The 12,804-nt window shown below is 68.0% G+C and carries 11 protein-coding genes; 6 read left to right on the forward strand and 5 right to left on the reverse strand.

Annotated features, from left to right (window positions below; genetic code table 11):
• Nucleotides 1–2: 2 nt before the first annotated feature.
• From ACWIGM_RS29200 to ACWIGM_RS29215, 4 genes are read right to left on the reverse strand one after another with little or no spacing between them, the layout of a single operon-like run.
• Nucleotides 3–500, reverse strand: a complete 498-nt coding sequence (locus ACWIGM_RS29200) for an acyl-CoA carboxylase biotin carboxyl carrier protein subunit (protein ID WP_454029492.1) — start codon at nucleotides 498–500, stop codon at nucleotides 3–5.
• Between the two features lie 2 nt (nucleotides 501–502).
• Nucleotides 503–1,987 (reverse strand): acetyl-CoA carboxylase biotin carboxylase subunit, encoded by a 1,485-nt coding sequence (locus ACWIGM_RS29205; protein WP_454029493.1) that lies wholly within the window; start codon nucleotides 1,985–1,987, stop codon nucleotides 503–505.
• The gene (locus tag ACWIGM_RS29210) at nucleotides 1,984–3,810 is read right to left on the reverse strand and encodes an acyclic terpene utilization AtuA family protein (protein WP_454029494.1); all 1,827 of its coding nucleotides are present in this window, start codon (nucleotides 3,808–3,810) and stop codon (nucleotides 1,984–1,986) included. The genes ACWIGM_RS29205 and ACWIGM_RS29210 overlap by 4 nt, the downstream gene beginning before the upstream one ends.
• A 5-nt stretch (nucleotides 3,811–3,815) precedes the next feature.
• Nucleotides 3,816–4,598 carry an enoyl-CoA hydratase-related protein gene (locus ACWIGM_RS29215; RefSeq protein WP_454029495.1) on the reverse strand — a complete coding sequence of 261 codons (783 nt, stop codon included), beginning with the start codon at nucleotides 4,596–4,598 and terminating at the stop codon, nucleotides 3,816–3,818.
• A 187-nt stretch (nucleotides 4,599–4,785) separates the two neighbouring features.
• Between ACWIGM_RS29215 and ACWIGM_RS29220 the strand changes: the two genes are divergently transcribed.
• The gene (locus tag ACWIGM_RS29220; protein ID WP_454029496.1) at nucleotides 4,786–6,060 is read left to right on the forward strand and encodes an acyl-CoA dehydrogenase family protein; all 1,275 of its coding nucleotides are present in this window, start codon (nucleotides 4,786–4,788) and stop codon (nucleotides 6,058–6,060) included.
• A complete protein-coding gene (locus tag ACWIGM_RS29225) occupies nucleotides 6,053–6,934 on the forward strand; it encodes an SDR family oxidoreductase (RefSeq protein ID WP_454029497.1) in 882 nt (293 codons plus the stop codon). The genes ACWIGM_RS29220 and ACWIGM_RS29225 overlap by 8 nt, the downstream gene beginning before the upstream one ends.
• 10 nt (nucleotides 6,935–6,944) lie before the next feature.
• On the opposite strand, the gene ACWIGM_RS29230 is transcribed toward ACWIGM_RS29225, so the two are convergent.
• A complete protein-coding gene (locus ACWIGM_RS29230) occupies nucleotides 6,945–7,676 on the reverse strand; it encodes a TetR/AcrR family transcriptional regulator (RefSeq protein ID WP_454029498.1) in 732 nt (243 codons plus the stop codon).
• 160 nt (nucleotides 7,677–7,836) lie between these two features.
• On the opposite strand from ACWIGM_RS29230, the gene ACWIGM_RS29235 reads away from it, so the two are divergent.
• The 4 genes from ACWIGM_RS29235 (at nucleotide 7,837) to ACWIGM_RS29250 (ending at nucleotide 12,800) form a co-directional block, all read left to right on the forward strand.
• Nucleotides 7,837–8,805 carry an NAD(P)H-dependent flavin oxidoreductase gene (locus tag ACWIGM_RS29235; RefSeq protein ID WP_454029499.1) on the forward strand — a complete coding sequence of 323 codons (969 nt, stop codon included), beginning with the start codon at nucleotides 7,837–7,839 and terminating at the stop codon, nucleotides 8,803–8,805.
• 319 nt (nucleotides 8,806–9,124) lie between these two features.
• The gene (locus ACWIGM_RS29240; protein ID WP_454029500.1) at nucleotides 9,125–9,964 is read left to right on the forward strand and encodes an ABC transporter ATP-binding protein; all 840 of its coding nucleotides are present in this window, start codon (nucleotides 9,125–9,127) and stop codon (nucleotides 9,962–9,964) included.
• Entirely contained in the window at nucleotides 9,961–11,913 is a 1,953-nt protein-coding gene (locus tag ACWIGM_RS29245) for an AMP-dependent synthetase/ligase (RefSeq protein WP_454029501.1), read from the forward strand. Before ACWIGM_RS29240 ends, ACWIGM_RS29245 begins: the two co-directional genes overlap by 4 nt.
• Nucleotides 11,913–12,800: a branched-chain amino acid ABC transporter permease gene (locus tag ACWIGM_RS29250; protein WP_454029502.1), complete on the forward strand. Its 888-nt coding sequence runs from the start codon at nucleotides 11,913–11,915 to the stop codon at nucleotides 12,798–12,800. The genes ACWIGM_RS29245 and ACWIGM_RS29250 overlap by 1 nt, the downstream gene beginning before the upstream one ends.
• Nucleotides 12,801–12,804 lie beyond the last annotated feature (4 nt).

Consider the following 12,804-nt stretch of genomic DNA (forward strand, 5'->3'; position numbering starts at 1 on the left):
GGTCAGCCTTCCGCCGGAGCCGCGAGACGGGCGAGGACGGCGTCCTTGTCGAAGCCCTCGCCCTCGCGCGCCGCGATCTCGGCGATCTCGCCGTCGCGCGGCGCATCGAGTTTCATCTGCAGCTTCATGCTTTCGATGGTGACGACGGTCTCGCCGCGCTGGACCTTGTCGCCGACGCGCTTGTGGACCACGACGACCGTGCCCGGCATGGGCGCGCGCACGACATTCGCGCCGCCACCGGCCGCCGAGGCTTCTGCGGCATCGCGCCGGTGCAGGGCGAAGCTGCGTCCATCCAGGCGGATGATCGCGCCATCGGCGCTGCCGGCCCGGGCGAAGGTGACGGGCTCGCCGTCCAGGGTCAGCCGGCGGCTGCCGTCGCCGGCTTCGTCGAGGCCTTGGACGACATGCCGGCGGCCGTCGACTGAGAGCACCAGATGCGGGCGGCGCGCCAGGATAGTGACGTGATGCACGCTGCCGTCGAGATCGAGCTTGAGGACCATGCTCAGTTCCTCCAGGGCCCGATCGAGGCATGCGGCTCGGGCACGCCGAGGACGAGATCGCGGAAATCGCGCAGGCCGAGCGCCGCGGCGATCAGGACCTTGTCGCGCGTCGCCTCATCCGGCTCTCCGGCGGCAAGCGCCGCCTTGTGCTGCACGACGAAGCCGGTGTGCAGTTCACCGGCGGCGAAGGCGGGGTGGCCGAGCACGCGGGCGAGATAGTCGATATTGGTCTTGACCCCGAGCAGGGCGAGATCATGCAGCGCCGCAATGCCGCGCCGCGTCGCGCCGGCCCGGTCCGGCCCGTGCGCGACGAGCTTGGCCAGCATCGGGTCGAAATCGGCGGTGACGCGCTGGCCGCGATCGAGCGCGTTCTCGAAGCGCAGGTATGCAGCCTGCGGCGCATCGAGATGCAGGATCGTCCCGGTCTCGGGCAGGAAATCATGCTCGGGGTCCTCGGCGCAGATGCGGCATTCGATGGCGTGGCCATCGGCGGTGACGGCTTCCTGCGCGAAGGGCAGGCCGCGCCCGGCGGCGATCTCGATTTGCAGGCGTACGAGATCGAGCCCGGTGATCATCTCGGTGACGGGATGCTCGACCTGCAGGCGCGTGTTCATCTCCAGGAAGAAGAAGCGGCCATCGGCGCCGAGGATGTATTCGACCGTCCCGGCATTGCGGTAGTTCGCCGCCGCCGCGAGACGGACGGCGGAGGCGCAGATCTCGTCGCGTAAGGTCGCCGGCAGGTTTGCAGCCGGCGCTTCCTCGATGATCTTCTGGAAGCGGCGCTGCACCGAGCATTCGCGCTCGAACAGATGGATGGCGCCGCCCTTGCCGTCGCCGAAAACCTGCACCTCGATATGGCGGGGCCGCTCGACGAAGAGTTCGGCATAGACGCGCCCGTCGCCGAAATAGCGCTGCGCTTCGCTCGCGGCGAGGCGGGCGGCGCCTTCCAGCTCCTCGGCGGAGCGCACGATGCTCATGCCCTTGCCGCCGCCGCCCGCCGCCGCCTTGATCAACAGCGGGAAGCCGATCGCCGTCGCCTGGCGGGTGAATTCGGCAAGGTCTTCGGTTGGCATCACCGAGGGCGCCACCGGCACGCCGTGATCGGCCGCGAACTGGCGTGCCGAGATCTTGTCGCCCATCAGCGCGATGGTATCGGCATCCGGGCCGATGAAGGTGATTCCGGCCTCGGCCACTGCGCGGGCAAAGCGGGCATTCTCGGAGAGGAAGCCATAGCCGGGATGGATCGCATCGGCCCCGACCGCGCGGGCGGCGTCGACGATCTGGGCGATGTCGAGATGGGCCGCGACCGGCGTCTCGCCCAAAATCTCGATCGCCTGATCGGCCTCGCGCACATGCCGGGCGCGGGCCTCAACCGGGTGATGGATCGCGACCGAGGCGATGCCCATCTCGCGCAGCGTGCGGATCACCCGGCAGGCGATCTCGCCGCGATTGGCAATCAGGACCTTTCGGAACGGCGGAGTACTCATCGTGCGTCGTCCGTGGTCCTGGAGCCGTGGAGGGGGCCGCCGGGTGCTAGCCAGGCGGCAGGGACGGGCACGGGCAGGCTCATCAGCACCTGCGCCATGGCCTTGCCCTGCGGGTCATGGCGCAGCGAGGCGATGCCGCCGCCGCCGAGCGCCCGATGCATGACGAGGTTGAAGCCGCCGAGGCCTGGCCAGTCGAAGCGTTCGACCGTGCCCGCGACATGGTGGGCGAAGTGCTTTCCGACCGCCTCCGGCGTCAGCGCGCGGCGGAGCCAGGGCAGGAAGGCGGCATCGCGCGCGATCACGCCGATATTGGCGATGTCGCCCTTGTCGCCGCTGCGGCCGAAAGCGAGGGCGATAAGCGGGACGGTGGCGGTCTTACCGGCTGCCTCCGCGATATCCGCGCCTGCGCTGGCGGGAGAGGGAGCATTCGTGGCCGCCGCGGGGATATGTGCCGGCACCGGCAGGCTCGTTTCGCCCAGACTTACGGTCGGCTGCAGTTCGGCCTTGTCGATCAGGAAGGAGAACAGCCTGATCACCGGCTGCGGCTCGGGCCGGCCGCCGGCGAAGCCGGTCAGGCTCTGCGCCATCGCGGTCGCGGCCGGGTAGATCTCGCGGGCGAAGATCTGCAGCGCTTCCTTGCTCGGGTGGCGCACGCCGATCTTGAGCACGACCTCGCGCGTCGCCCGGGCCTGGCTCTGGGCGCCATAGCTCGCTTCGGCGCCGAGCGTCTCGACCGATGTCTCGGCGAAATCGGGAAAGCCGGCCTCGCGGATCAAGCGGCCGCAGCGGGAAAGGATCGCCCTGGCGACCGCTTGCGCCCGCTCGGCCGCGTCATCGCCGACGATCATCATCGTCGCCGTGCAGCGATAGCCGTCGGGATAGGTGGCGCTGACCTTGTAGCTGTTCGACGGCGCCCGGCCGCGGGCGCCGGAGACCCGGACGCGGTCCGGACCTGACGCGTCAAGCCTCACCTGGGACCAGTCGCAGCAGACATCGGGCAGCATATAGGCGGCGGGATCGCCGACCTCGTAGACGACTTGCTCGGCGATGGTCGAAGGGGTGACGCGCCCGCCGGTTCCCTCGGGCTTGCCGACCTCGAAGCTGCCATCGGCGCGGCAATCGGCGAAGGGGAAGCCCATATCGGCCCAGTCGGCCGCGACGTCGCGCCAGTCGGTGACGATGCCGCCGGTCGCCTGCGCGCCGCATTCGAGGATGTGGCCGGCGAGGCTCCCGGCCGAGAGCCGGTCGTAATCCTGCGGCGTCCAGCCGAATTCATGGATCAGCGGGCCGAGCACCACGGCCGAGTCGACGCAGCGCCCTGTCACCACGACATCGGCGCCCGCTGCGAGCGCAGCGGCGATCGGGAAGGCGCCGAGATAGGCATTGATGCTGGCGATCCTGTCGGGGAAGGGCGCGCCGGAGAACATCTCGCGGATGCCGGCGGTGCGCAGGCGCTCGGCTTCACCCGAGAGATCGTCGCCGGTGACGATCGCGACCTTGAGATCGACGCCGACCTCCTTGAAGGCGGCGAGCAAAGCGTCGCGGCAGGCTTCCGGATTGACGCCGCCGGCATTGGTGACGACGCGGATGCGCTTCTCGGCGATTTCGCGGGCGAGCGGCTTCATTACCAGCGAGACGAAGTCGGTCGCGTAGCCGAGCGCCGGGTTCTTCGCCTTCATCCGGGCGAGGATCGACATGGTGATCTCGGCCAGATAGTCGAGCACGAGATAGTCGATGCCGCCCTGTCGGACGAGCTGGCGTGGCCCTTCCGGGCTGTCGCCCCAGAAGCCGGCGCCGCAGCCGATGCGGATGCTCTCGCGCATAGCATTCACCGTCCGGTCCAGGCCGGCGGACGCTTTTCTGCGAAGGCGGCGAAGCCCTCGCGCGCATCCTCGGTACGGGCCATGTTGGCCAGCATGAACTGGGCGTATTCGAGCGCCGTATCGGTCGACATCTCCCTGATCTTGGCGAGGCTCTGCTTGCCCAGGCGAATGCCGGTCGGCGACTTGTCGACGAGTCGGCCGACCAGCCAGTTTGTCCTGGCGTCGAGCTCAGCTGCCGGCACGGCGTAGTTGACGATCGCGCCGGCTTCCGGATCGCCCGCCCGAATGGTCTCGCCCGTGAGGCAGAGCTCCATCAGCCGGCGATAGGGCAGCACCCGCATCAGATAGGGTAGGATCATCATCGGGAAGAGCCCGACCTTGACCTCGGTCACCCCCAGCAGGGCGTCGTCGCGCGCCACCACGAGGTCGCAGGCGCAGACCAGGCCGAAGCCGCCGGCGAGCGCATGGCCGTTGACCCGCGCCACCAATGGCAGCCGGCAGGCATCCATCCGGCGCAGCAAACGGGCGACGTAGTGGCGGGGATCGGCCGCCTCGATGGTGAAGGGCGTTCCGTCCGCGTTCGGCTTGAGGTCGCCACCGGCGCAGAAGGCCTTGTCGCCGACGCCGGTCAGGATGACGGCACGCACCTCGGGGTCGGCCTCCGCCCGGTCGAGCGCGGCGACGATGCCCTCGGCGACCGCTTCGTTCAGGGCATTGCGGCGGCTCTCGCGATTGATCGTGACGACCAGCGCCGCGCCTTCGCGTCGGGTGATGACCTCTTCGCTCACGGTTCCATCCCTGCGCGGCTCGCTGAGGGAGCCTTCGCGAAATAAATGATTTCAATTCATTTGATGTGTCAATAGCCGTTCGTATGGCGAAGCATGGGAAACGGCACTCAAACGGATTATTCGATTTTACCGGATCAACCTCGCGTTGACAGCGCTGCGCGTCACTGATGAAATGAGCTCAATAAGATTGAAGGAGCCGAATGGCTCGCTGCCCGCACCGCTGCGTGACGAGGCGAGGGAGGAGATCGACGTGAACGCCGTGAACGGTAGCAACCGCGCCAACGCCTTCGGCCTCGACGAGGAGCAGAATGCGATTCTCGATGGTGCCGACCGCTATGCTCGCGCCGAGCTCTATCCGCTGTCGCAGCGCATGGACGACGAGGAGTGGTGGCCGGACGAGGCCTTCCGCCAGATCGGCGCCAGTGGCTTTCTGGGCGCGACGATCCCGGAGCAATATGGCGGGGCGGGGCTCGACCTGCTTCAGGCCGGGCTGGTGCTGCAGGGCTTCAGCCGCTGGAACCACGCCATGGCGCTCTCGGTCGTCGCGCATGACAATCTCTGCGCCAACAACATCTATCGCAACGGTAACGAAGAGCAGCGGCGCAAGTACCTGCCCGATCTCTGCTCAGGGAAAACGATCGGCGCGCTCGGCCTGACCGAACCGGGGGCCGGCTCGGATGCGCTCGGCTCGATGCGCACCACCGCCCGCCGCGAGGGCGACCATTACATCCTCAACGGCAGCAAGATCTTCATCACCAACGGCCCGGTCGCCGACGTGCTGCTGGTCTATGCCAAGACCGACAAGGAGCGCGGCGCCCACGGCATCTCGGCCTTCATCGTCGAGAAGGATTTCCCCGGCTTCAAGGTGGCGCAGAAGCTGGTGAAGATGGGCTATCGCGGCAGCCAGACGGCGGAATTGCTGTTCGAGGATTGCCGCGTTCCGGCCGCCAATCTCGTCGGCGCCGAGAACCAGGGCGTCGCGATCGTGATGAGCGGGCTCGATCTCGAACGGGCGATGATCTCGCCGCTCTGCCTCGGCGTCGCCGAGCGGGCGCTCGAGCTCTCGATCGACTACGCCAGGACGCGCAAGCAGTTCGGCAAGCCGATCGGCGCCTTCCAGATGGTCCAGTCGATGCTGGCCGAGATGTATGTGCTGGTCGAGACCATGCGCAGCTTCAGCTACCGCACTTTGGCCGAAGCTGCGCCGCTCGAAGTCGGCGGCGGCGGGCGCGGCGACATCCATCGCCTGACCGCGGCCTCGGTGATGTATGCGGCGCAGGCCTGCCACGATGTGCTCGACAAGGCTGTGCAGGTCCATGGCGGCGCCGGCTATATCTGGGAATCCGAGATCAACCGGCTCTTCCGCAGCACCAAGCTGCTCGAGATCGGCGCTGGCACCACCGAGGTGCGCAAGATGATCATCGCCGGCGAGTTGCTGAAGGGGATGGACCGCCATGGCTGAGGCCGATGCCCGCGAGCTCGGGCTGGAGGATGCCGATCTCGCCAAGCTGCCGACGGTCTACGGGCCGGAGGCCTTCGCCGGCCGCACTGTCCTGATCTCGGGTGGCGCTGGCGGCATCGGCCGGGCCACCGCCTGGCTGCTCGGCCGGATCGGCGCGCAGGTGATCATCGCCGGGCGCGACGAGGGCAGGCTGGAGGCGGCGGCCGAGGCGATGCGCGCCGCCGGGCTCAAGGCGGCGGGCAAGGCGGTGAACGTCCGCGATCCCGCGACGATCGCGGCGCTGCACGATTGGATCGCCGCCGAATTCGGCAGCATCGACATCCTCGTCAACAGCGCCGGCGGGCAGTTCCCGCAGGCGGCGATCGATTTCTCGACGAAGGGCTGGAATGCCGTCGTCGACACCAATCTCAACGGCACCTGGTACATGATGCAGGAGGCGGCGCGGCGCTGGCGCGATGCCAAGCGGCCGGGCAGCATCGTCTCGATCGTGGTGGTGACCCGTCAGGGCCTGCACGGCGTCGCCCATACCATCGCGGCGCGGGCCGGCGTGGTCGGCCTGACCCAGGCTCTGGCGGTGGAGTGGGCGCCGCTCGACATCCGGGTGAACTGCATCGCGCCTGGCGCGATCGAGACGCCCGGCTGGCGCGTCTATGCTCCCGAGCAGATCGAGGCCTATCCGCGCTCCAACCCGATGATGCGCACCGCGACGACCTGGGAGGTGGCGGAAGCCTGCGCCTATCTTTGCGGGCCCGCCGCGGCTTACGTCACCGGCGAGGTGCTCAACGTCGCCGGGGGCGCGCAGCTCTGGGGCGAGACCTGGACGATCCCGCGCCCAGCCTTCTTCGATGGCCCGGGCAGCGGCGGCGGCGAGTAGGGCGATGATCTCAGCGTGGTCGGGAGGAGCGCTTCGCCGGAGTGATCCCGGCCGCAGCCTCGAGCCGGGCCGTCGCCGTCTCCAGCCTGGCGACCACGCTCTCCATCGGGGAAGCCGGCTCATCGCCGAGTCCCAGGCCGTGATGGACCAGATTGGTGATCGCATCCGCCATCTCGGCCGGGTCGAAGTCGCCTTCGCCGCGCAGGAAGGCCCAGGTGCGATGCTCGATGCAGCCGAAGACCAGGTCGCGCACCAGGTTCGGCGAGGTTTCGGGGCGCAATTCGCCCGCGGCGATGCCCGCCTTGACCACCTCGACCAGGCGATTGGTGTAGGCGCGGTTCAGTTCGAACAGATGCGAGCCGCGATAGTCGGGCGCCGGCCGGATCTCCTGGAACATCAGGCGCGACAGCGCCGGGTCGCGATGGATCGAGGTCAGGTGGGTGTAGACGATGAAGCGGATCTGGTTCCAGCTGCCACGCACGGCGGCGAACTGTTCGGCATCGTCGCGCAGCATCTGTTCGAACCAGTGCTCGACGACCTTGACCAGCAATTCGCGCTTGTTGGCGAAGAAGCGGTAGATGCTGCCCTCGACCACGCCGGCGCGCAGCGCGATGTCGGTGATCAGCGCGTCGTTATAACCCTTCTCGACGAAGACCTGCTTGGCCGCGGCCATGATGTCGGAGATGCGCCGCTCGGGCGGGAGCCGGTTGACCTGTCGCTTCACGGCGCTGCGGGGCGGCATCGATGATCCTTGTCGGGGCGAAGCGGCGGGCCACTCTTTGCTCTGGCCGAGCGGCGGCGCGCTGGGGCGGGGCGTTGCTAATAAATAGCATTCATCATCGGCGCGCACCAGACGGGCATTCGGGCTGCCGGCGCTAGATTGCGTGGGTTCCTTAGGGGAGGTGTCATTGCCGTTGCCTGCCGCTTTTGCCGGACGCCTGCGCGTTCCCATCATCGCCGCGCCGATGTTCCTGATCTCGGGGCCGGATCTCGTCGTCTCCTGCTGCCGCAATGGCGTCGTCGGCAGCTTTCCGGCACTCAATCAGCGCAGCACGGCCGGCTTCTCCGACTGGCTCGACGAGATAGTGGGGCGGCTCGATGGGATGGGCGATGCTGCGCCGTTCGGCGTCAACCTGGTGGTCCACCGCAGCAATCCGCGCCTGGAGGCCGATCTCGCCATCGTGGTCGAGCGCAAGGTGCCGCTGGTCATCACCTCGCTCGGCCTCAACCGCGACCTAATCAAGGCCGTGCATGGCTATGGCGGATTGGTCTTCCATGACGTGATCAACCTCGCCTTCGCCGCCAAGGCGGCCGAGGCCGGGGTCGACGGGCTGATCGCCGTCTCGGCCGGCGCCGGCGGCCACGCCGGGCCGCTCAACCCCTTCGCGGCGCTGGCCGATATCCGTCGCATCTTCGATGGCGCGCTCGTGCTCGGCGGGGCGCTGAGCTCGGGTGCCCAAGTCGCGGCCGCCCGGATGGCGGGTGCGGACATGGCCTATCTCGGCACGCGTTTCATGGCGACGCAGGAGAGCATGGCACCGCAGGCGCTGCGCGACATGCTGCTGGGCGCCTCTGCAGCCGACATTGTCTACACCCCTGCGATCAGCGGCGTGCACGGCAATTTCCTGCGCCCCAGCATCCTGGCCGCGGGGCGCGATCCCGACGATCTCAGTAGGCCCGCGAGCTATGATTTCGGCACGGCGGAAGCCAAGGCCTGGCGCGACATCTGGGCCGCAGGGCAGGGCGTCGGCGCGATCCATGACTTGCCGACTGCGGAGGACCTCTGCCGGCGGCTGGCCAATGAATACGAGGCGGCTCTGGCCGGCGCGTCGCGCCTGTCATGTCGAGCGACTGCCCTTCAGACGAGCTGAGCCCGGTTCATTCAGGGTACTTCCAATGCCCTGGCCGGAGGTGCTGCGCCGAGGATGACGCGGCTTACTCCGGATGCCGCGGTGCGAAAAATCGCAGCTGCCAACGGCACTGAATCCGAGGGGTAAAAGAGTTGACAGCATAAGATGAATTATATTCATTAGCTGCATCGAGCTGACGCTTATCGAAACAACAAGCCAGCGCAGCCGGGGAGGATGCCGTGGGAGTCAACGCCGTTCGCGCGGCGGCGCCGCATGCGCGCCGGGTGCTCGCAGATGTCGCGGTCGGGAGCCTTCCGGCTGGCCGTTCCGGATGCCTCGGATGAATGAGGTTCAATATCGCCCCGCCGCGAGCGTGGCTGACGCTCCAGTTGCGCTCTCCTGCACGGGAATCGAGCGCAGCTTCGGCGGCCTGCGGGCGCTGAAGGGCGTCTCGCTCGATGTCCGCCAGGGCGAGATTCTGGGATTGGTCGGCCCGAACGGTTCGGGCAAGACCACCATGGTCAACGTGATCACCGGCTTCTACCCGCCCAATGCTGGGCAGGTGAGCCTGTTCGGCGAGGACATCACGGCGCTGAAGCCGCATCGCATCGCCGCGCGCGGCGTCGCCCGCACCTTCCAGAACCTCGCCTTGTTCAAGGGCATGAGCGTTCTCGACAACATTCTGATCGGCCGCCACACCCACATGAAGCCGAGCGCGCTCGGGGCGCTGTTCTACTGGTGGTGGGCGGAGCGCGAGGAACTGGCGCACCGGCGGGTGGTCGAAGAGATCATCGAGTTCATGCAGCTCCAGGACATCCGCGACGAGCCGGTCGAGGTCATTCCGCTCGGCCTGCAGAAGCGTGTCGAGCTGGCGCGCGCCCTCGTCGCCGAGCCACGCCTGTTGATCCTGGACGAGCCGATGGCCGGCATGAACCAGGAGGAGAAGGAATACATCGCCCGCTTCATCCTCGACGCACAGGAGGCGCGCGGCGTCACCATCCTGATCATCGAGCACCACATGGACGTCGTCACCTCGATCTGCGACCGCGTCGTCGTGCTGAGCTATGGCGAGGTGATCTCGGAAGGCGAGCCGCAGGCGGCGATCTCGCATCCGAGCGTGGTCAGCGCCTATCTCGGCGAGCGCGCCGCCAAGCGCCACCGGGCCGGGAGCGCGGCATGACGGCGGCGCTCGGCAAGATCGGGGAGGGCGTCCACTGGCCGGTCGCCGCCAATGGCGAGCCGGCGACGCTGATCGCGGCGCTCGCCCGCAATGCTGCTGAGTTCGGCGACCGCGTCGCCTTCCGCGAGCGACGCTATGGCATCTGGCAGGAGCAGAACTGGCGCGAGGTCTTCGACGAGATCGCCGCCATGGCCGCGGGTCTTGAGGAGGCCGGACTGGTCGCCGGCGCCGCGATGACGGTGATCGGCGACAACCGGCCGCGGCTCTATTACGCTATGCTCGCCGCCAACATGCTGCGGGCCTTCCCGTCTCCGGTCTTTCCGGACGTGCCGCTGGAAGAGCTGATCGTCGCGACCCGGTATGGCGCGCCGCCCGTCGGCATCGCCGAGGATCAGGAGCAGGTCGACAAGCTGCTCGAGCTCAGGGCTGCGACCGGGCGCGTCGCCACCATCCTCTATGACGACGAGCGCGGCCTCGACGGTTACGACCTGCCGGGGCTGATGTCGCTCGATACGCTGGTGGCGAAAGGGCGCGAGCGGCTGGCACGCGAGCCGGAACTCCTCCGGCGCTTCGTCGACCAGCCGCAGGCCGACGACATCTCGGTGCTGCTGCATTCATCGGGCACAACCGGCCTGCCTAAGGGCATTCCGCTGCGCCACCGCAACGTCACCGGCGGCCTGCTCAATGCCGGCGCCAGCGGCTATTTCCACCAGCACGAAGAGCTCTACGCCTATCTGCCCACCGCCTGGGTCGGCGACTTCGTCTTCACCCTGGGCGCCGGCATGATGATGGCGGCGACGATCAATATCCCGGAGCGGCAGGAGACGGTGATGCGCGACCTGCGCGAGGTCTCGCCGACCTTCTATCTCGCCGCGCCGCGCGCCTGGGACCAGATGCTGACCCGCGTCCAGGTCGGCATGAAGAACTCGACGCCGTTCAAGCGCTGGCTGTTCGAGACGACGATGGAGCGCGCCGTAACCTACGAGCGCAAGCGGCTCAAAGGCGACACGCTGACGCTGAAGGAGAAGCTGCTCGACGCGGTCGGCAACGTCCTGGTCTATGCGCCGCTGCGCGACCATCTCGGGCTCGGCCGGGCCGAACGCGCCTTCACCGGCGGCGAGGCGCTGGGCGAGGACACCTTCCTGTTCTTCCGGGCGCTCGGCATCAAGCTCAAGCAGTTCTACGGCCAGACCGAGACCTGCGCGCTGACCGCGGCGCAGACCGAAGGCCAGGTCAAGCTCCACACGGTCGGCAAGCCGATGGAAGGTAGCGAGATCAGGATCGACGAGAGCGGCGAGATCCTGGTGCGCTCCACCTCGGTGGTCGACGGCTACTATGACGACCCGCAGAGCAGCGCCAAGGCGCTGGTCGATGGCTGGCTGCACACCGGCGATGCCGGGCGCATCGACGAGGACGGCCAGCTCGTCGTGCTCGGCCGCGTCAGCGAGGTCGTACGCACCGCCTCGGGCGAGCGCTACATCCCGAACTTCATCGAGAACCGACTGAAGTTCAGCCCCTATATCCGCAATGTCGCGGTGATCGGCGCCGGGCGCGACCAGCTCACCGCGATCGTCTGCATCGATTTCGACGCGGTCGGCCACTGGGCCGAGGAGCGCGGCATCTCCTACACCTCCTATGCCGAGCTCTCGCAGAAGCCGGAGGTGCAGGGGCTGATCGGCCAAGTGGTCAAGCACGTCAACGGCACGCAGCCGGAGGGCCTGCGCGTCCGTCGCTTCTCGAACCTGCACAAGGATTTCGACGCCGACGACGGCGAGATCACCCGCACCCGCAAATTGCGCCGCAACGTCATCGAGACGACCTACGCCTCGCTGATCGACGCACTTTACGGCGGGATCTCCGAGACCGTCTTCGACGCCACCATCGCCTATGAGAACGGGGAGCGCGGCGTGATCCGGCGGACACTCAAGATCAGCGAGGTCGTCGCCTGATGGACTGGATCCTGCTCGCGGAACTCTCGACCAATGGCGTCTTCGTCGGCCTGATGTACGCTCTGGTCTCGCTCGGCATCGTGCTGATCTACAAGACCTCCGGCACGGCCAATCTCGCCCAGGGCGCCATCGCCATGACGGGCGGCTACGTCACCTGGGCGCTCGCCACCCTGGTCGGCCTGCCGATGTGGCTGGCGATCCCGGCCGCGCTCGTCGGGATGTTCGGTTTCGGCCTGCTGATGGAGCGCATCGCGCTGCGCCGGATGATCGGCCAGCCGGTGATCATGACGATCATGCTGACGCTCGGCGTCGAGATCATGCTGCGTGGCCTGCTGCCGGGAATCTTCGGCGCGGCAGTGAAGCGTCTCGACATCGGCCTGCCGCAGCAGCCGCTCTTCGTCGGAGAACTCCTGCTCAACCGCTCGACGATGATCGGTGGCTCGATCTCGCTGCTGCTGATCCTGCTCTCGCTGTTCTTCTTCAACTCACGCTTCGGCGTGGTGATGCGCGCCGTCGCCGATGACCAGACCGCCTCCTGGTCGGTCGGCATCAGGGTCGAGCGTGCGATCGCCGTCGCCTGGGGCCTCGCCGCCGTCTCCGCCACCGCTGCCGGCGTGCTCTGGGGCAGCACCCAGGGCATCGACTGGTCGCTCTCGCTGCTGCTGATCAAGGCGCTCGCCATCGCCATCCTCGGCGGGCTCGACTCGATCCCGGGCGTGCTCGTCGCCGGCGTCATCGTCGGCGTCGCCGAGAGCCTCGCCACCGGCGTGCTCGACCCGCTGGTCGGCGGCGGCTCGCGCGACGTTGTCGCGGCCGTGATCATCCTGGTGACGCTCCTGCTCAAGCCGCACGGCCTGTTCGGCCGCCACCATATCGAGAGGGTCTGACGCC

It is taken from the genome of Allobosea sp. NPDC055332 (assembly GCF_053645455.1).

Coding starts and splice junctions, on each gene's coding strand:
- ACWIGM_RS29200 (WP_454029492.1), bottom strand. CDS start 500: ATGGTCCTCAAGCTCGATCTCGACGGCAGCGTGCATCACGTCACTATC.
- ACWIGM_RS29205 (WP_454029493.1), bottom strand. CDS start 1,987: ATGAGTACTCCGCCGTTCCGAAAGGTCCTGATTGCCAATCGCGGCGAG.
- ACWIGM_RS29210 (WP_454029494.1), bottom strand. CDS start 3,810: ATGCGCGAGAGCATCCGCATCGGCTGCGGCGCCGGCTTCTGGGGCGAC.
- ACWIGM_RS29225 (WP_454029497.1), top strand. CDS start 6,053: ATGGCTGAGGCCGATGCCCGCGAGCTCGGGCTGGAGGATGCCGATCTC.
- ACWIGM_RS29230 (WP_454029498.1), bottom strand. CDS start 7,676: ATGCCGCCCCGCAGCGCCGTGAAGCGACAGGTCAACCGGCTCCCGCCC.
- ACWIGM_RS29240 (WP_454029500.1), top strand. CDS start 9,125: ATGAATGAGGTTCAATATCGCCCCGCCGCGAGCGTGGCTGACGCTCCA.
- ACWIGM_RS29245 (WP_454029501.1), top strand. CDS start 9,961: ATGACGGCGGCGCTCGGCAAGATCGGGGAGGGCGTCCACTGGCCGGTC.
- ACWIGM_RS29250 (WP_454029502.1), top strand. CDS start 11,913: ATGGACTGGATCCTGCTCGCGGAACTCTCGACCAATGGCGTCTTCGTC.